The sequence below is a fragment of the Pseudomonas sp. BRG-100 genome, assembly GCF_000737955.1.
Taxonomy (GTDB): Bacteria; Pseudomonadota; Gammaproteobacteria; order Pseudomonadales; family Pseudomonadaceae; genus Aquipseudomonas; species Aquipseudomonas synxantha_A.
Genome location: NZ_JPRX01000001.1, coordinates 136,966 through 154,466, shown reverse-complemented (window position 1 = coordinate 154,466; position 17,501 = coordinate 136,966). Strand labels below are relative to the sequence as shown.

Genomic DNA, 17,501 nt, shown 5'->3' with positions numbered 1-17,501 from the left:
AAACAACGATGCAGATTGAAAACAAGGTATTTCTGGTCAGCGGCGGTGCTTCTGGCCTCGGCGCGGCCACGGCTGACATGCTCATCGCGGCCGGCGCCAAAGTCATGCTGGTGGACTTGAACGCCGACGCCGTTGCCGCCAAGGCCACGCAACTGGGCGACAACGCTCGTAGCACCGTGGCAGATATCTGCCAGGAAGCCGCTGCCGAAACTGCCGTGAAGGCAGCGGTGGAGGCGTTTGGTGGTTTGCATGGCCTGATCAACTGCGCCGGTGTCGTGCGCGGCGAGAAAATCCTTGGCAAGAACGGCCCGCATGGGCTGGCCAGCTTTGCCCAGGTGATCAACGTCAACCTGATCGGCAGCTTCAACCTCTTGCGCCTGGCCGCTGCGGCGATCGCAGAAACCGAAGCGAATGCCGACGGCGAGCGCGGTGTGATCATCAATACCGCCTCGGTGGCGGCATTCGATGGGCAGATCGGCCAGGCCGCGTATGCCGCGTCCAAAGGTGCGATTGCCAGTTTGACCTTGCCCGCCGCACGGGAACTGGCGCGTTTCGGCATCCGTGTGATGACCATCGCCCCGGGCATTTTCGAAACCCCGATGATGGCCGGCATGACCCCGGAAGTTCGCGACTCCCTGGCCGCTGGCGTGCCGTTTCCACCGCGCCTGGGCAAACCCGCCGAATATGCCGCGCTGGTGCGACATATCCTTGAAAACAGCATGCTCAATGGTGAGGTGATCCGTCTCGACGGTGCCTTGCGTATGGCCGCCAAGTAAGGAGTGCCTGTATGAACGACCCTATTGTGATTGTCAGCGCCGTGCGCACGCCCATGGGCGGGTTCCAGGGCGACCTCAAAAGCCTGACCGCACCGCAGCTGGGCGCCGCAGCGATTCGTGCCGCCGTTGAACGCGCCGGTATCGCCACCGATGCGGTGGACGAGGTGTTGTTTGGCTGCGTACTGCCGGCCGGGCTCGGGCAGGCACCTGCACGCCAGGCGGCCCTGGGCGCAGGGCTGGACAAGGGCACCCGCTGCACCACCCTGAACAAGATGTGCGGCTCGGGCATGGAGGCGACGATTCTCGCCCACGACTCATTGCGCGCCGGCAGCGTCGATGTGGTGATCGCCGGCGGCATGGAAAGCATGTCTAACGCACCGTACCTGCTGGATCGTGCGCGCAGCGGCTATCGCATGGGCCACGGCAAGGTGCTTGACCATATGTTTCTCGATGGCCTGGAGGACGCCTACGACAAGGGCCGCCTGATGGGCACCTTTGCCGAAGACTGCGCCGAGCACAACGGCTTTACCCGGGAAGCTCAGGATGCCTTCGCCATCGCGTCCCTGACGCGCGCGCAGGAGGCCATCATCCATGGCAGCTTCGCCAGCGAGATCGTCCCGGTGCAGGTCACCGTGGGTAAGGAACAAAAAACCATCCTGCACGATGAACAGCCGCCTAAAGCCAAGCTGGACAAGATCGCCAGCCTGAAGCCGGCGTTCCGTGAAGGCGGCACCGTCACCGCGGCCAATTCCAGCTCGATCTCCGACGGCGCCGCGGCATTGCTGCTGATGCGCGAGTCGGACGCCCTTAAACGTGGCCTCAAGCCGTTGGCGGTGATCCACGGGCACGCCGCGTTTGCCGATGAGCCGGGGCTGTTTCCGGTGGCGCCGGTGGGGGCGATACGCACGTTGATGAGCAAGACTGGCTGGCGCCTGGAAGACGTCGACCTGTTCGAAATCAACGAAGCCTTTGCCGTGGTCAGCCTGGTAACCATGAGCAAGCTTGCGATCCCTCACGACAAGGTCAACGTGCATGGTGGTGCCTGCGCCCTGGGCCATCCTATTGGTGCTTCGGGTGCGCGGATCCTGGTGACACTGCTCTCGGCCCTGCGCCAGAAGGGCCTCAAGCGTGGCGTCGCGGCCATTTGTATCGGCGGCGGTGAAGCCACGGCCATGGCCGTTGAATGCCTCTACTAAGGATGACTTATGCTGCCCAATGACGAACAACTGCAAATCAGCGACGCCGCCCGGCAATTTGCCCAGGAACGCTTGAAGCCGTTCGCCGCCGAATGGGATCGCGAGCATCGCTTTCCCAAGGAAGCCATCGCTGAAATGGCCGAACTGGGCTTTTTCGGCATGTTGGTGCCGGAACAGTGGGGCGGTTGCGACACCGGCTACCTGGCATACGCCATGGCCCTGGAAGAAATCGCCGCAGGTGACGGCGCGTGCTCGACCATCATGAGCGTGCACAACTCGGTGGGCTGCGTGCCGATCCTCAAATTCGGCAATGACCAGCAAAAGGCCCAATTCCTCACGCCCCTGGCCAGTGGCACCATGCTCGGTGCCTTCGCATTGACCGAACCCCAGGCCGGTTCCGATGCCAGCAGCTTGAAGACCCGTGCACGCCTTGAAGGCGATCACTATGTGCTCAATGGCTGCAAACAGTTCATCACCTCCGGGCAAAACGCCGGGATCGTGATTGTGTTTGCCGTCACCGACCCGGCAGCGGGCAAGCGCGGGATCAGTGCCTTCATCGTACCCACTGACTCTGCGGGCTACACCGTGGCGCGAGTCGAAGACAAGCTCGGGCAACATGCTTCCGACACGTGCCAGATCCTGTTTGAAGACGTGAAGGTGCCCGTGGCCAATCGCCTGGGCGAGGAGGGCGAGGGTTACAAGATCGCCCTGGCCAACCTTGAGGGTGGCCGTGTCGGCATCGCTTCCCAGTCGGTGGGCATGGCCCGCGCCGCCTTCGAAGCAGCCCGCGACTATGCCCGTGAGCGGGAAAGCTTCGGCAAACCGTTGATCGAGCACCAGGCCGTCGCCTTTCGCCTGGCGGACATGGCCACGCAAATTGCCGTGGCCCGGCAGATGGTGCATTACGCCGCGGCCCTGCGTGACAGCGGCAAGCCGGCGTTGGTGGAGGCGTCCATGGCCAAGCTGTTTGCTTCGGAAATGGCCGAGAAAGTCTGTTCGGCCGCCTTGCAAACCCTGGGCGGTTACGGTTACCTGAGCGACTTCCCCTTGGAGCGGATCTACCGCGATGTGCGGGTCTGCCAGATTTACGAAGGCACCAGCGATATTCAACGCATGGTCATCTCACGCAATCTATAAGGAGCCGATACATGAGTTATGAAACCATCCTGCTTGACGTCCAGGGCCGCGTCGGGCTGATTACCCTCAACCGCCCGCAGGCGTTGAACGCCTTGAACGCGCAACTGGTCAGCGAACTGAACCAGGCGCTGGATAACCTGGAGGCCAACCCAGAGGTCGGCTGCATCGTGCTCACCGGCTCGAAAAAAGCCTTTGCGGCCGGCGCCGACATCAAGGAAATGGCCGAGCTGACTTACCCGCAGATCTACATGGACGACCTGTTCAGCGACAGTGACCGTGTGGCCAACCGCCGCAAGCCGATCATTGCGGCGGTGAATGGCTTTGCCCTCGGTGGCGGCTGTGAACTGGCGTTGATGTGCGACTTTATCCTGGCCGGTGACAGTGCCAAATTCGGCCAGCCGGAAATCAATCTCGGCGTGCTGCCGGGCATGGGCGGCACCCAGCGCCTGACCCGCGCCGTGGGCAAGGCCAAGGCCATGGAAATGTGCCTGACCGGGCGCTTTATCGACGCCGTCGAAGCCGAGCGTTGCGGGATCGTGGCGCGTATCGTGCCGGCCGATGAGTTGCTGGAAGAAGCGCTGAAAGTCGCTGCCCTGATCGCCAGTAAGTCAGTGCCGATCAGCATGATGGTCAAGGAGAGCGTGAACCGCGCCTTTGAAGTCAGCCTGTCCGAAGGCGTGCGCTTTGAGCGCCGGGTGTTCCACGCGGCGTTTGCGACCCAGGATCAGAAGGAAGGCATGGCCGCATTCGTGGCCAAGCGGGCGCCGGAGTTCAAGGATAAGTAAAACGCTGTGGGAGGGGGCTTGCTCCCGATGGCGGTGGATCAGTCAGCACATCAGCTACTGAACCACGGCCATCGTGAGCAAGCCCCCTCCCACATTTGAACTGCAGCGTTTGACACAGTTTTTTGCAGTGTGTCAGTCAGAGCTGGTAGTGCTTGAGCTCCCTGGCAATCACCATCCGCTGAATCTCGCTGGTGCCTTCGTAAATCTGCGTGATCCGCGCATCCCGGTAGTAACGCTCCACCGGATAGTCTTCCAGATACCCATACCCCCCATGAATCTGCATCGCCTTGGAGCAGACACGCTCGGCCATTTCCGAGGCAAACAGCTTGGCCTGGGAAGCTTCGGACAAGCATGGTTTGCCGGCACTGCGCAGGCGCGCAGCGTGGAGGATCAGCAAGCGTGCTGCGTTCAGCTGCGTTTGCATGTCAGCCAACAGGTTGGCCACGCTCTGATGTTCGATGATCGCCTTGTCGAACTGCACGCGATCCCGGGCATAAGCCAGCGCTGCTTCAAAGGCGGCCCGGGCGATGCCCAAGGCCTGGGCGGCAATACCGATGCGCCCACCTTCCAGGTTGGACAGGGCGATTGCCAGGCCCTTGCCGCGCTCACCCAGCAGGTTGGCTTGTGGCACGCTGCATTGGTTGAGCGTAACGGCACAGGTGTCCGACGCACGGATGCCCATCTTGTGCTCGGTGCGGTCGACCACAAAACCCGGGGTGTCGGTAGGCACCAGAAACGCTGAAATACCCTTCTTGCCCAGTTCCGGATCGGTCACCGCAAACACGATGGCCAACCTGGCGCGCTTGCCGTTGCTGACAAATTGCTTGGCGCCGTTGATCACCCACTGGCCGTCTTTCAATTCGGCACGGGTGCGCAGGTTGTGGGCTTCGGAGCCGGCCTGAGGTTCGGTCAGGCAGAAGCAGCCGATGGCCTGGCCGCTGGCGAGTTCGGCCAGCCAAGTGTGTTTTTGCTCAGCTGTGCCGTAGTTGAGGATAGGCCCGCAACCCACTGAATTGTGGATACTCATCAAGGCGCCAGTGGCGCCGTCACCCGCGGAAATTTCCTCCACGGCCAGCGCGTAGGCCACGTAGTCCACATAGGTGCCGCCCCATTCTTCCGGGACCACCATGCCGAGCAGGCCCAGTTCGCCCATCTTCGCCACCAGCGCGTCGTCGATCCACCCGGCTTTCTCCCAGGCTTGGGCATGGGGAGCAATTTCGCCACGGGCGAAGTCCCGCGCCATGTCGCGGATCATGATTTGTTCTTCTGTGTATTCAAGATCTTGCATGGCTTATTTCTCAATCTGCGCGAAGCTGTGGAAGAAGCTCTCGACGTGGCTGGCATCCAGCGCATTGAGCGTGGGCGGGTTCCAGCGCGGGGCTTTATCCTTGTCGATGATCAGGGCGCGAACGCCTTCAATCAGGTCGCCACGTTCGAACCATTGACGGTCCAGGTGCAGCTCCAGAGCAAAGCACTGTTCCAGCGGGAGGTGCCGACCACGACGCAGCATTTGCAAGGTCACGGCCATGGCCAGGGGCGAGCGGGTCTGCATCAGATGGGCGGTAGTCAACGCCCATTCGTGGGTGTCGGCGACCGTAACCGCCTGCAATTGCTCGACGATGCTCGGTACATCCGGCAGGGCGAAGAAGTGATCAATGACCGGGCGCAGGGCCGCCAGCGGCGCATCGGGTAATTGCTGCACCGCCAGTTTGGCGAGCACACCTTGCAAATCCTTGAGGGGGGAATCGCTCCATTGCAACTGGTCGAGCTTGTTGTCCAGGGCGGGGAGTCTGGCGCTGTCGATAGACCAGTCGGCCAGCCCGCAATACAGCGCATCGGCGGCACGTATCTGCACCCCGGTCACGCCAAGGTAAGTCCCCAGCTCACCGGGAATACGCGACAGGAAATAGCTGCCGCCTACATCAGGGAAGTAGCCGATAGCCACTTCCGGCATCGCCAGGCGACTGCGTTCAGTGACGACCCGCAGATCCGCGCCTTGTACCAGGCCCATGCCGCCGCCGAGGACGAAGCCGTCCATCAGTGCCACGACCGGTTTACGGTAATGGTGGATGGCCAGGTCAAGGGCATATTCCTCCACGAAGAAATCCTGGTGCAGGGTGTCGCCGTTCTTGAAACTGTCGTACAGCGAGCGGATATCGCCGCCAGCGCAGAAGGCTTTTTCGCCGGCGCCACGCAGCACCACGGCATAAACCTGCGGGTCATCCGCCCACGCCTGCAACTGCGCCGTCAACTGGCGGACCATGTCGAGGGTGATGGCATTCAAGCCGGCGGGGCGATTGAGGGTGAGGTGGCCGATATGGTTACGCACTTCACTCAGTACTTCCTGCTGAATATCGGCGTGGCTTGCTTCGGATGAAACCTGAGCAGTCATCACTAACTCCCTGCTTTTATTGTTCTTTATCAAAATGTTCGCGGGCGAACCTTCTCGCGATCCTACCAGTGCAAATTTGCCCAGTACAACCGGTAATCATGCAGGTCGTTTTTGCATTTATGCCGTAGGGATCAAGCCGCGCGGTTGGCCAGGACCTCACCGATACTGCGACGTCGTGCATGGCCTTCTGCTGCGTGGATCAGTTGTTCCAGCTCAGTGGGCTCGACATCGTAAAATTGCTCCATTTCGGCCAGCGCCAGCTTGAGGTCGGCCGCTGTAATCGATGGATCGCTCACGGGCTGAATGCCGAGGACGACAGGAGCAGGCTCGGCTGGCCCCTTGGGGTAACGTGTGCGCGTGGCATTGTTATAGAGCAGTGCGCATCCCAGCAGAGCGCCGGCACCCAGCATGACCGGCGCCAGTTCATACCAGCCCAGGGCGATGGACGCAGGGTCGGCCAGTACCAGGGTCATGGCCAGGCCACCGGCCGGTGGGTGCAGGCAACGCAGCCAACAAATCAGGATTACCGTCATGCCCGCCGCCAGGCACGCGCTACCCAGGGTTCGCCCCAGTACCCGTGCCACCAGCAATGCAACGATGCCGGCACACAGGTAACTGCCCATGATCGACCATGGCTGGGCCAGCGCTCCCGATGACACCGCAAACAGCAACACGGCCGAAGCGCCAAGGGGGCCGAGCAAATGCAGGGCGACCTCCATGCCGAATACCTGGACGCAAGCCCAGACACTGAACATTGTGCCCAAAGCCATGCCGATGCCGGCACGACTCCATTCAGCGGGGCGGGTGTTGATTGCAGCGGGTAACCAGCGAGCGAGCATTTAAAGACGATCCATAAACGGCGGGCGAAAAAAAAGGCCTGCCTGGTTTCCCGGTGCAGCCCTTTGAACGTTCCAACATTTGGGGGAGGAACCCGTGCAGTGTGCCGAGGTTGGTCTGATCGCACCACTGCATATTAATGAAGGTTAAACGCAAATATTATGCAGTTAAAGGGTGTCTCCGAAGGTAATGGGGCCTGCCACAGTGGGCGCTGGTGTGCAGAGTTTGCCCAGCACCCGGTTATTGGCCTCTTCATTGAACAAGCGCTCATGCAGGTTTTCGCGCAATTTGGCGTCGTCGGCCAGTGGCCCCTTCAACGCCACCAGCGCGTCGCGCAATGCCATCAAACGATCCAGTCTTGGTAAAGGTACATTCAACAGTTCCTCTCGCACGGCATTGTCCTCTCAATGAAGTAAGCCATCGCGCTTGGGCAGCCTACAGCGTCCTTGTAGTTATGGCGTGCCTTGACCCAAGCGCTTTCGGGACAGCCCTGACGATCGGGTGGTAGATACTTAACGCACGTGGCAGCGAGTCTACCGTCGGGTTCCAGGCACAGGAAGGGAAAGTGCACCAGCTATTACGCAAAGGAATGTAGGCGTTTTCTTGGTGCTTGTGATGAAAGACGCCCACCGGTTAAAGAGTCGGCGTTCTTTCTTACAATGCCCCTAGAAAAGTGCTCATGGCACCGTGGTTTTTACCAGATGCAACAATACGTAGGGGTTCTTGTCGAACTCGCCGGTCAGCGTGGGCGCGATCGAACGCAAGCGTGGATCGTCCAGCCCTTCGAAGTCGGCCTGGCTCATGACCAACCATGCCGGGGCCTGGATCGGCTTCAATTCAATGGGCAATTGGGTAAACAGCGGGACCTTGTCACAATCGAAGTTGACCATGAACTTGATGGCTTTCGCGTCTTTACCCAGCGCGTGCAGCACCACGGGCGCCGGTTGCTGCATGACTTGAGCCTTGACGGCGAGGCTGAACGTGCGGGTGTCGTATAACCGACGCTCCAGGGGTTCGACCACGAGGATGTAGGTTGTCCAAAGGGCCAGCACTGCAGCCAGGGCCGGGCCATACGTACGCAGTCGGGACTTGAGCAGTGTCAGCAGCGCCAGGATCTGAAGCAGCCCAAGCACGGCGAAGATCACTTCGAGGTGGGCCAGCGGCTCCGGATAACGCCGCCGCGCCACTAGCAGGCCAATCACCAACAGCGTCGGCAATAGCGTCCAGACGCCCAGCATCAGGCCGCGCAGCCAGGCAAACAGTCGCCCCTGTGTCGCCTGGAACGGATACGCGGCAATGATCGCTGCCATCGGCAACATCGGCAGGATATAGCGCGCTTTTTTCGCCTGGGGCACCGACAGGCCCACCATCACCAGCACACCCGCGGCTGCACAATACAACACCAGCTTCAATGCCGGATCCGGTGTGCGCCGCCCGCCGATCATGACCGCCACCAGTACCAATATTGCCAGCGGATAAGCCAGCGCGTAGTTACCCATGGAGCTGGTGAAGTAATACAGCACACCGCCGGAGCCTTCGCTGCCATCCATGCGCCCCAAGAACTGCATACGAATCACGTCATGCATGAAGTCTTCGCCGCCGCTGAGCTTGGCCAGCAGCAGCAACAGACCGACGCACGCCGCCAGCAGCGCCAACGCCAGCAGGCCGAAGCTGAACAGGCTGCGCCATTGGCGGTTGATCAGGTAATAGCTGCACAAAACGCCTGTGGGGATCACCAGGCCAATCGGCCCACGCAGTGCAAACCCGAGCAGCAGCAACACAAACACCCAATGCAAGCGCTTGGCAGCAGCGAAGTGATCATGGGCATAGCCCAGATAGAACACCGCCAGGGTCACGGCGGCGAGCATCTGGTCCAAGGAGACCGCGCGGGTTTCGCTGACAAAGGTGCTGCTGAGCAGCAACATTGCCAGGCTCAACAGCCCCCAGCGCGGGGAGTAGGGCGCAGTCAGGCGGTAGACCAGCATTACGATCACTGCTGACGCGACCGCGGTGGGCAGCCATGCCGTCAGGCTGGTGACCTGGCCCAATGGCAACGACAGCAGCCAGGTCAGCAGCGTTGAAGTCGCCAGGTAGTCGGCATACGGTTGGCCGTAGGTCGTGGGGAAGAAACCAGGCCCGTGGCGCAGCATTTCCTGGGCAAACACCACGAAGCGTGAATCAAAGCCAATAATTGCCTGGTGCCAGTTGCCGGCGATAAACAGCACCAGCGCCAAGAGCCCAAGCCCCAGTGAATGGCGGCGGATTGTGCTGCTCTGCATGGATGGGAAAGCCTTGTTCACCTAGCCGACATCCCTGACCTGTTCCACCCAGTTTTGCTGGGGAATCGGCAACTCGCAGGAATCGCCACGGCCAATGGGGAAATACTTGAAGCCTTTGCGTGTCAGGCGTTCGCCGTCATACAGGTTGCGGCCATCGAAGATCACCGGGGTTTTCAAGCGCTGGTGAATCAGGTCGAAGTCCGGCGCCTTGAATTGTTGCCATTCGGTGCACACGATCAGCGCATCGGCGCCGCCCAGGGTGGACTCCGGGGTGCCCATCAGCATCAGGCGCGGGTCGTCGCCATAGATCCGCTGGGTTTCCTGCATGGCTTCCGGGTCGAAGGCGCGCACATTGGCACCGGCGGCCCACAAGGCTTCCATCAGCACGCGGCTGGGAGCGTCGCGCATGTCATCGGTGTTGGGCTTGAAGGCCAGGCCCCACAGGGCGAAGGTCTTGCCCTTCAGATTGCCTTTGAAGAACGCATTGATGCGCTCGAACAGCTTGCTCTTCTGGCGCTGGTTGATGGCTTCCACTGCTTCGAGCAGGTCGCTGGAGCAGTTGGCTTGCTTGGCGCTATGGATCAAGGCACGCATGTCTTTGGGGAAGCACGAGCCGCCGTAGCCACAGCCTGGGTAGATGAAGTGGTAGCCGATTCGCGAGTCGGCACCAATGCCCAGGCGCACCGATTCAATATCGGCGCCCAGGTGCTCGGCCAGTTCGGCAATCTGGTTGATGAAGCTGATCTTGGTGGCCAACATGCAGTTGGCGGCGTACTTGGTCAGTTCGGCGCTGCGCAGGTCCATAAAGATGATGCGGTCGTGGTTGCGATTGAACGGCGCGTACAGGTCGCGCATGACCTCACGTACTTCCTCGCGCTCGCAGCCAATGATGATGCGGTCCGGGCGGCGGCAGTCGGCAACGGCCGAGCCTTCCTTGAGGAATTCCGGGTTGGAGACAATATCGAACTCCAACTGACGGCCAGCGGCATTCAGGTTCTTTTCGATATGAGCGCGCAGGGTGTCACCGGTGCCGACCGGCACGGTGGATTTCTCCACCAGGATTACCGGCTGCACGCGGTGGCGGGACACGGCGTCACCCACCGACAGCACGTATTTCAGGTCGGCAGAGCCGTCTTCATCCGACGGCGTACCCACGGCGATGAACAACACTTCACCGTGCTCGACAGCGAGTTTTTCGTCGTAGGTAAAATGCAGGCGTCCGCTTTCCAGGTTGTCCTTGACCATCGCGGCCAGGCCCGGCTCGAAGATGGTCACGTGACCTTTCTGGAGCGACTCGACCTTGCTCTTGTCAACGTCCATGCAAATGACATCGTGACCGACTTCGGCTAATACAGTGGCCTGTACCAGACCAACGTAACCACTACCAAATACGCTGATTTTCATGGGGTATTCCTGGGACTTGAGGTGCATGCACGACGAGAGTTGATAACCAGTACGCCGAGGATGACCAAGGCCACCCCCAGGGTTTTTGAAAGCGAGAAAGCTTCGTTGAACACCGGCAGGCTGGCGGCCAGCAGATAGACCAACGCGTAGCTGATGCTGAGCAGCGAGTAGGCACGGCCCAGAGGCAAATGCTTGAGTGCGCCAAGCCAGCAGAGCATCGACAGCGCGTAGGCGATGATCGCCAGGATCACCACGCCCAGGGCGCTCAGGTCGATGCTGTTGTGGGCGAAGGCGGCCAGCCACTCGGTGGGCAAGGGCAGGCGCGTCATGCTCCAGCGCATGCCCAGTTGGGCGCCACTCACCAGGCCGACACTGCCCAGGGCCAGGGCGAAACTCTTTATGCGGCTCATACCTGGCGCCCCAGCAGCACGACGCCGGCAATCACCAGCCCCACACCCAGCCAGTGGCGGCCATCAATGGGTTCGTGAAATACAAAGCGCGCCATCAGCGTGACCAGCACAAAATTCAGGCTGAGCATGGGGTAGGCAATCCCCACTTCCAGGCGTTGCAATACCAGCAGCCACACCACCAGGCCCAGGCCCAGGCACACCAACGCTGACCATAACCACGGCGAGCGCACCTTCAATGCCCAGCCTTGAGGCAGGTTCCGCCAGCTTTCCACGGCAAACTTTTGCGATACCTGGCCCATGCAGGTGAGCAAGCAGGCTGTGAGCAACAGCAGCAGGGTGGTCATGGCGCGACCTGCGGGAAAATCAGGATCACGATCTTGCCTTGGGCATAACGCTTGCCGTCGGCGGGCAGCAGCGCGAGCTCTTCCTTTTCACCTTGGCTGTTGACGCGCATCACCACACCCACGGCGCCCGTGCGGCGGGTTTGCGCCATCCATGCCTGGATCGCGTTACGGTCGACCAGCCGATGGGCCGTGTCGGCGTAAGCCAGCCCGTACTTGACCTCGCCCGAGGTGTTGTAGAGCGTGATATCCGGTCGTTTGAGACGCCAGGACAGTGCAGAAGCAGCGCCCAGATCGTTGCTCAACAGGGCGACAGTGGGCTGTAATTCCTCGATGTGATCGATGATGAACTGGTCCGGGGTCTTGTTATAAACCACCGAATGGGGCAATGCCGCAGGCACCAAAACCACTAGTAGCCCACTGCCAATCAGAGGCGCGGCCCACAACGTCAAGGGCCGTGCCGCTTGCAGCAGGTTGACCACGATCCAACCGAACAGGAAGATGAACACCAGCACCAGGCTGAAGGTTTCCTCACCCGGCTCGTACACCGGTTTTTTCAACTGGAACCAGCTGAGGGCCAGCAATACCAGCACACCGATCGCCAGGTTCAGCCAGCCATTGATGCGCAGGACGCGACCGTGGCCTTGCTTGAGCTTGTCGCTCAAGGTCGAGCCCATCAGCAACGCCAGGGGCAGCATGCAAGGCATGATGTAGGAGGGCAACTTGCCCTTGGCCAGGCTGAAAAACGCCAGCGGCATCAACAGCCATAGCAGCAGGAATGCGGTTTTCGGCGCGCGCTTTTGCAGCCATGCCTGCTTGAGCGTGGACGGCAACAGGGCTACCCACGGTAGCGCGAACGCTACCAGCAGCGGCAGGTAATACCAGAACGGCTCAGCGTGCTGGGCATCTTCCCCGGCAAAGCGCTGGATGTGCTCGTGCCAGAAAAAGAAATGCCAGTAGTCCGGTTCTTGCAGGTGCACAGCCAATGCCCACGGCACGCTGACAGCAATTGCAACCACCACGGCCACGCCGCCAAACGTGCACAGCTCACCCAGGCGTTTTTGCCAGAGGGCGTAGGGCAGGGCGATCAATACCGGTAGCAACCAGGCCAGGAAGCCCTTGGTCATGAAGCCCATGCCGCACGCGAAACCCAACAGCGCCCATGACCACAGTCGGCCGCGCCGCGTGCTGCTGTCAAAGCAGAACCACAACGCCACGCCGGTCAGGTTGACCCAGAAGGTGAACTGCGGGTCCAGGTTGGAATAACCACCGAGGGCCGCCACGCTGACGAAGCTCATGTACAGCAGGGTGCTGACCAGGCTTTTGTGCGGGTCGCTCCACAACCGGCGGGATACCAGGTAAACCAGCACAATGCTCAGGGCGCTGCTCAAGGCCGAGGCAAACCGCACGCCGAACAGGTTCTGCCCGAAAATCGCCTGGCCCAGCGCAATCATCCAGTAGCCCGCGGCGGGTTTTTCGAAGTAACGAATGCCCATGAAGTGCGGTGAGGCCCATTTGCCGGTCAGCAGCATTTCCTGGCTGATCTGCGCATAGCGGGTTTCATCGGGAATCCACAGGCCATGGGTGGCCAGCGGCAGCAGGTAAAACGCGGCAAACGCCAGCAGGAGCAGGGGCAAGGCCCAGCGACGAATCATGCCTGCTGTACTCCCAACCAACCCTCGCGGCCGCTCAATGCGCCGCGCACCAGTTTTTGTTGGGGCAGGGTGGTTACATCTGCGGGCAGAAGATCACCCAAGGGTTTGAAATCAATGCCGCGCTGCCCTGCCTGGGCGAGCAACTGACGAAAATCATTGGCCATCAGAATCCCTTCAACTTCTGCGTGGATTGTGTAGACGTTCAGCTTCGCTGCGCTGAACCGGTCCAGGATGAAGCGGTTGAAATCATTGGCAGCCACCACCGGCCCGACGACTTCGTCGAAGGTCGGCAGGTCCACCGGAATTTGTGGGGTGCCCGCGCTGCCATCGGCCAGTGTCGGTCGAAACAGGCTGGTGCCCCGGCAATCACTGTTGTAGCGAAAATTGAAGCCTTGCTTGGCTTGCACCACACGTTCGTCGGCGCGCCACCCGGCGGCGGCTGAACAGTCCACGCGCTCGCCTAGGATGTCGCTCAAAGTCTGCACACCACGCCGAATCTGCTCGACCAGCTGTGCCTCGCTCCAACGCCCGGTATTGGCCTGCCAGCCATGGTGATCCCAGGCGTGCAGGCCGACTTCATGCCCGGCGGCCTTGGCCTGGCGCATCAGATGCCCCAGGTCGCGGCCGATCGGCTTGCCTGGCCAGGCGGTGCCGGCCAGCAAGATGTCCCAGCCATACAGGCCGGCGGCGTTGGAACGCAGCATCTTCCACAGAAACTGTGGCCGAATCAGGCGCCACAGATGTCGGCCCATGTTGTCCGGGCCGACACTGAAGAAGAACGTCGCCTTTACCCCGGCTTCATCCAGGGATTCGAGCAGCCGCGGCACACCTTCACGGGTGCCACGGTAGGTGTCGACGTCGATGCGAAGACCTGCCTGCATTACTTTTTATCCGCAATTTCAAGCATGGCTTCACGCAGGAAGAAATCGAGCGTGTTGCCGATGGTTTCGCTCATCTGCACGCTCGGCTCCCAGTTCAGCAGGCGCTTGGCGTTCTCGATGCTCGGCTTGCGGTGCGCCACGTCCTGATAGCCCGTGCCGTAGAACGCCTTGCTTTCGACGTCGCGGAAACCGGCGAACGGTGGGAAGTTGTGGCGCAGTGGGTGAGCCTCGAACTGACGCAGCAGTTCTTCGCCCAACTGGCGGATGCTCGCTTCGTTTTCCGGGTTGCCGATGTTGATGATCTGGCTGTCGCACACGCCATTGTCGTTATCAATGATGCGCGCCAGCGCTTCGATGCCGTCGGCAATGTCGGTGAAGCAACGCTTCTGTTCACCACCGTCGAACAGACGGATCGGCGTGCCTTCCACCAGGTTCAGGATCAATTGGGTAATGGCGCGGGAGCTGCCGATACGCGCAGAGTCCAGGCGGTCCAGGCGCGGGCCCATCCAGTTGAACGGACGGAACAGGGTGAACTTCAGGCCCTTGTCGCCGTAGGCCCAGATCACGCGGTCCAGCAGTTGCTTGGACACCGAGTAGATCCAGCGCTGCTTGTTGACCGGACCGACCACCAGGTTGGAGGTGTCTTCATCGAAATACTGGTCCTGGCACATGCCATAGACTTCGGAGGTCGAGGGGAAGATCACGCGCTTGTTGTACTTGACGCAGTAGCGCACCAGCTTGAGGTTTTCTTCGAAGTCCAGTTCGAACACACGCAGTGGGTTACGGGTGTATTCGATTGGCGTGGCGATGGCAACCAATGGCAGGACCACGTCGCATTTCTTGATGTGGTATTCGATCCACTCGGTGTGGATGCTGATATCGCCTTCCACATAATGGAAATTCGGGTGGCTGCGCAGACGCTCGATGGCGTCGGAGCCGATGTCCAGGCCATAGACTTCGTAACGGTCGTCACGCAGCAGGCGCTCGGACAGGTGGTTACCGATAAAGCCGTTTACGCCCAGGATCAACACGCGGGTACGACGTGGCTTGCGGCCAGACTCGGCGCCACGCAGTACGGAGCCATCCACCAGGCCCAGTTCATCGGCCAGGGCCGGGCCGGCCAGGTACAGGCCGTTTTCGTTACGCTGGCCAAACTTGATGACCAAGGAGTCTTCACCGCAGGCAATACGCAGCGGGTTGACGCTGATCACACGGCCTGGCGCCAAACCGTCGTTGCCCTTGACCACGTCGGCTTGCCATACGATCAGCTTGTGCTCGCCCACTGCGCAGAAGGCGCCCGGGTACGGCTGCGTCACCGCGCGCACCAGGTTGAACAGTTGTTCGGCAGGCTTTTTCCAGTCCAGCTTGCCATCGGCGGCAGTGCGGCGGCCAAAATAGGTGGCTTGGTTTTCGTCCTGGGCGGTTTCGGTGAGCTTGCCCAGGGCCAATTGTGGCAGCGCGTCGCGCAGCAAGGCTGTGGCCGCATCACGCAATTTGGCGTGCAGGCTCAGGCCGGTGTCGGTGCGGTCGATGCTGACTTTCTGCTGGGCGAGGATGGCGCCGGCATCGGCACGCTTGACCATGCGGTGCAGGGTGACGCCGGTTTCGGTTTCGCCGTTGACCAACACCCAGTTGGCCGGGGCGCGGCCACGGTATTTAGGTAGCAACGAACCGTGCAGGTTGAACGCGCCCTTGCGGGCGGTGGCCAGCAACGGTTCGCTCAGCAGGTTGCGGTAGTAGAAGGAGAAGATGTACTCCGGGTTCAACTTGGCGATGCGCTCGATCCACAGCGGGTGGTTGGCGTCTTCCGGGGCGTGCACCGGGATGCCATGGCGTGCGCAGAGCTGGGCGACGGAGCCGTAGAAATTGTTTTCCTTGGGGTCATCGGCATGGGTGAACACGGCAGCAATGTCGTAACCCGCACCGAGCAGGGCTTCAATGCCTGCACAGCCGATATCGTGGTAAGCGAAGACAACAGCTTTTGAACTCATGACTGAACCTGATCCGAAGGAGAAGTAGAAGTAGAAGTATGGGAAGACACCAGGCCGTCAACGACGACGACTGGAGTCGGTGCTGCCGGCTGGTTGCGCAGCACTTTTTCAATAAAGAAGCGCGGGCGGGCGCGTACATCGCTGTACATGCGGCCCAGGTATTCGCCCAGCAGGCCCATGCCGATGAACTGGCCACCGGTAAACACGAACAGCACCGCAAACAGCACGAACAGACCATCACCCGCCCAATCGGCGCCGAAGGCCAGGCGCATGACGATCAGCGCAAAGGCGAACAGCACGCCCAACGCCGCGAGGCTGAAACCGACGATGGACAGCAGGCGCAATGGTGTGGTGGTCATGCAGGTCAGCAGGTCGAACATCAAGCTGATCAGGCGCATGGCGCTGTATTTGGACTCGCCGTGCTCACGCTCGGCGTGGTGCACGAGGATTTCCGTGGTATGGCGGGCAAAGCCGTTGGCCAGGATCGGGATGAAGGTGCTGCGTTCACGGCAGGCGAGCATGGCGTCGACGATGGTGCGGCGGTAGGCACGCAACATGCAGCCGTAGTCGGTCATGGCCACGCCGGTAGAGCGCTGCACGGCCAGGTTGATCAAGCGCGACGGCCAGCGACGGAACGCTGAGTCCTGGCGGTTGTTACGCACCGTGGCGACCACGTCGTAGCCCAGGGCAGCTTGCTCCACCAGGCGCGGGATCTCTTCCGGCGGGTTCTGCAAGTCGGCGTCGAGGGTGATTATGACTTCGCCACGGCACTGTTCGAAGCCGGCCATGATCGCGGCGTGCTGGCCGTAGTTGCGGTTGAGGATCACCGCTACAACATGGCTGCCTTCTTCAGCGGCGGCGTCTTCGAGCAGTTGGGCCGAATTGTCGCGGCTACCGTCATCCACCAGGATGATTTCGTATTCGTAGGCCAGCTGCTTGCAGGCTGCTGTAGTACGACGCAGCAGCTCCGGCAGGCTCTCTTGTTCGTTGTAGACCGGGATAACGATCGACACGCAGTGAATAGGGTAGGGTTTCAAAGTTTCATGACCTCGGCTGGAGCAACTTGACGCGTGAAAACAGCAGCAATCATCGGGCAGAACTACCGCCCGCAGATGACAACGCGGCGCTAAAGATAAAGCGTAATCAACAGGTTAGTCGATAAACCACGGAATGCCCTGAAGTACTGCTTACAAGGTTAAGCGCAAATGTGTGCAACGAATATGAAAGGCGGATGAAAAACTCGTTTATTTGACAGGTAGACAGCTAGGGTTCAGCTAAGTAATCAAGGCGTTACATGTGCAGGCCGGATGGTCAGATCGGAACGCTGTGCCGGGCGTTTGGTTCAATCCGGGCGCTCCCGCTCGGCCAATGCCGGTGATTGAACAATCTTCTCTGCATTGGCGCTCAAGTGCCGGTA

At 60.8% G+C, this 17,501-nt stretch carries 16 protein-coding genes; 4 read left to right on the top strand and 12 right to left on the bottom strand.

All coding sequences use genetic code 11. The annotated features are described in order from the left end of the window. Nucleotides 1-8: 8 nt before the first annotated feature. Genes JH25_RS26125 through JH25_RS26140 form a run of 4 tightly spaced genes read left to right on the top strand, consistent with a single transcriptional unit; the run spans nucleotide 9 to nucleotide 3,894 of the window. The gene (locus JH25_RS26125; RefSeq protein WP_005788301.1) at nucleotides 9-776 is read left to right on the top strand and encodes an SDR family NAD(P)-dependent oxidoreductase; all 768 of its coding nucleotides are present in this window, start codon (nucleotides 9-11) and stop codon (nucleotides 774-776) included. An 11-nt stretch (nucleotides 777-787) separates the two neighbouring features. Next, nucleotides 788-1,972: an acetyl-CoA C-acyltransferase gene (locus tag JH25_RS26130; RefSeq protein ID WP_032875352.1), complete on the top strand. Its 1,185-nt coding sequence runs from the start codon at nucleotides 788-790 to the stop codon at nucleotides 1,970-1,972. A 9-nt stretch (nucleotides 1,973-1,981) separates the two neighbouring features. Then, complete coding sequence (locus JH25_RS26135) at nucleotides 1,982-3,109, top strand: acyl-CoA dehydrogenase (protein WP_032875350.1); 1,128 nt, start codon at nucleotides 1,982-1,984, stop codon at nucleotides 3,107-3,109. Nucleotides 3,110-3,120: 11 nt separating this feature from the next. Further along, nucleotides 3,121-3,894 carry an enoyl-CoA hydratase gene (locus tag JH25_RS26140; protein WP_032875347.1) on the top strand — a complete coding sequence of 258 codons (774 nt, stop codon included), beginning with the start codon at nucleotides 3,121-3,123 and terminating at the stop codon, nucleotides 3,892-3,894. Between the two features lie 136 nt (nucleotides 3,895-4,030). Here the strand turns inward: JH25_RS26140 and JH25_RS26145 are convergent, their stop codons facing one another. The 12 genes from JH25_RS26145 to arnC all read right to left on the bottom strand — a co-directional run bounded on the left by JH25_RS26145 (nucleotide 4,031) and on the right by arnC (nucleotide 17,121). Further along, nucleotides 4,031-5,182 carry an acyl-CoA dehydrogenase family protein gene (locus tag JH25_RS26145; protein WP_005788309.1) on the bottom strand — a complete coding sequence of 384 codons (1,152 nt, stop codon included), beginning with the start codon at nucleotides 5,180-5,182 and terminating at the stop codon, nucleotides 4,031-4,033. Nucleotides 5,183-5,185: 3 nt separating this feature from the next. Beyond that, nucleotides 5,186-6,286 (bottom strand): enoyl-CoA hydratase/isomerase family protein, encoded by a 1,101-nt coding sequence (locus JH25_RS26150; RefSeq protein WP_005788310.1) that lies wholly within the window; start codon nucleotides 6,284-6,286, stop codon nucleotides 5,186-5,188. A 131-nt stretch (nucleotides 6,287-6,417) separates the two neighbouring features. Further along, nucleotides 6,418-7,125: an HPP family protein gene (locus tag JH25_RS26155; RefSeq protein ID WP_032875343.1), complete on the bottom strand. Its 708-nt coding sequence runs from the start codon at nucleotides 7,123-7,125 to the stop codon at nucleotides 6,418-6,420. A gap of 165 nt (nucleotides 7,126-7,290) precedes the next feature. Next, on the bottom strand, nucleotides 7,291-7,479 hold the full coding sequence (locus tag JH25_RS27735) for a type VI secretion system contractile sheath small subunit (protein ID WP_256584644.1): 189 nt from the start codon (nucleotides 7,477-7,479) through the stop codon (nucleotides 7,291-7,293). Nucleotides 7,480-7,800: 321 nt separating this feature from the next. Continuing rightward, nucleotides 7,801-9,423 carry an ArnT family glycosyltransferase gene (locus JH25_RS26160; RefSeq protein WP_032875340.1) on the bottom strand — a complete coding sequence of 541 codons (1,623 nt, stop codon included), beginning with the start codon at nucleotides 9,421-9,423 and terminating at the stop codon, nucleotides 7,801-7,803. Next, on the bottom strand, nucleotides 9,424-10,806 hold the full coding sequence (locus JH25_RS26165; RefSeq protein WP_032875337.1) for a UDP-glucose dehydrogenase family protein: 1,383 nt from the start codon (nucleotides 10,804-10,806) through the stop codon (nucleotides 9,424-9,426). Beyond that, the gene (gene arnF / locus JH25_RS26170; RefSeq protein WP_032875334.1) at nucleotides 10,803-11,216 is read right to left on the bottom strand and encodes a 4-amino-4-deoxy-L-arabinose-phosphoundecaprenol flippase subunit ArnF; all 414 of its coding nucleotides are present in this window, start codon (nucleotides 11,214-11,216) and stop codon (nucleotides 10,803-10,805) included. The genes JH25_RS26165 and arnF overlap by 4 nt, the downstream gene beginning before the upstream one ends. After that, a complete protein-coding gene (arnE, locus tag JH25_RS26175) occupies nucleotides 11,213-11,560 on the bottom strand; it encodes a 4-amino-4-deoxy-L-arabinose-phosphoundecaprenol flippase subunit ArnE (protein ID WP_032875331.1) in 348 nt (115 codons plus the stop codon). Before arnE ends, arnF begins: the two co-directional genes overlap by 4 nt. Then, nucleotides 11,557-13,212: a lipid IV(A) 4-amino-4-deoxy-L-arabinosyltransferase gene (gene arnT / locus JH25_RS26180; RefSeq protein WP_032875328.1), complete on the bottom strand. Its 1,656-nt coding sequence runs from the start codon at nucleotides 13,210-13,212 to the stop codon at nucleotides 11,557-11,559. The genes arnE and arnT overlap by 4 nt, the downstream gene beginning before the upstream one ends. After that, nucleotides 13,209-14,093: a 4-deoxy-4-formamido-L-arabinose-phosphoundecaprenol deformylase gene (gene arnD / locus JH25_RS26185; protein ID WP_032875325.1), complete on the bottom strand. Its 885-nt coding sequence runs from the start codon at nucleotides 14,091-14,093 to the stop codon at nucleotides 13,209-13,211. Before arnD ends, arnT begins: the two co-directional genes overlap by 4 nt. Then, entirely contained in the window at nucleotides 14,093-16,084 is a 1,992-nt protein-coding gene (arnA, locus tag JH25_RS26190) for a bifunctional UDP-4-amino-4-deoxy-L-arabinose formyltransferase/UDP-glucuronic acid oxidase ArnA (RefSeq protein WP_032875322.1), read from the bottom strand. Before arnA ends, arnD begins: the two co-directional genes overlap by 1 nt. Next, nucleotides 16,081-17,121, bottom strand: a complete 1,041-nt coding sequence (gene arnC / locus JH25_RS26195) for an undecaprenyl-phosphate 4-deoxy-4-formamido-L-arabinose transferase (RefSeq protein WP_032875319.1) — start codon at nucleotides 17,119-17,121, stop codon at nucleotides 16,081-16,083. Before arnC ends, arnA begins: the two co-directional genes overlap by 4 nt. Between the last annotated feature and the right edge of the window lie 380 nt (nucleotides 17,122-17,501).

Bases quoted from the DNA above. Each gene is read 5' to 3' on its own strand.
- JH25_RS26125 (WP_005788301.1), top strand. From the start codon at position 9: ATGCAGATTGAAAACAAGGTATTTCTGGTCAGCGGCGGTGCTTCTGGC.
- JH25_RS26130 (WP_032875352.1), top strand. From the start codon at position 788: ATGAACGACCCTATTGTGATTGTCAGCGCCGTGCGCACGCCCATGGGC.
- JH25_RS26135 (WP_032875350.1), top strand. From the start codon at position 1,982: ATGCTGCCCAATGACGAACAACTGCAAATCAGCGACGCCGCCCGGCAA.
- JH25_RS26140 (WP_032875347.1), top strand. From the start codon at position 3,121: ATGAGTTATGAAACCATCCTGCTTGACGTCCAGGGCCGCGTCGGGCTG.
- JH25_RS26145 (WP_005788309.1), bottom strand. From the start codon at position 5,182: ATGCAAGATCTTGAATACACAGAAGAACAAATCATGATCCGCGACATG.
- JH25_RS26150 (WP_005788310.1), bottom strand. From the start codon at position 6,286: ATGACTGCTCAGGTTTCATCCGAAGCAAGCCACGCCGATATTCAGCAG.
- JH25_RS26155 (WP_032875343.1), bottom strand. From the start codon at position 7,125: ATGCTCGCTCGCTGGTTACCCGCTGCAATCAACACCCGCCCCGCTGAA.
- JH25_RS26165 (WP_032875337.1), bottom strand. From the start codon at position 10,806: ATGAAAATCAGCGTATTTGGTAGTGGTTACGTTGGTCTGGTACAGGCC.
- arnF (WP_032875334.1), bottom strand. From the start codon at position 11,216: ATGAGCCGCATAAAGAGTTTCGCCCTGGCCCTGGGCAGTGTCGGCCTG.
- arnE (WP_032875331.1), bottom strand. From the start codon at position 11,560: ATGACCACCCTGCTGCTGTTGCTCACAGCCTGCTTGCTCACCTGCATG.
- arnT (WP_032875328.1), bottom strand. From the start codon at position 13,212: ATGATTCGTCGCTGGGCCTTGCCCCTGCTCCTGCTGGCGTTTGCCGCG.
- arnD (WP_032875325.1), bottom strand. From the start codon at position 14,093: ATGCAGGCAGGTCTTCGCATCGACGTCGACACCTACCGTGGCACCCGT.
- arnA (WP_032875322.1), bottom strand. From the start codon at position 16,084: ATGAGTTCAAAAGCTGTTGTCTTCGCTTACCACGATATCGGCTGTGCA.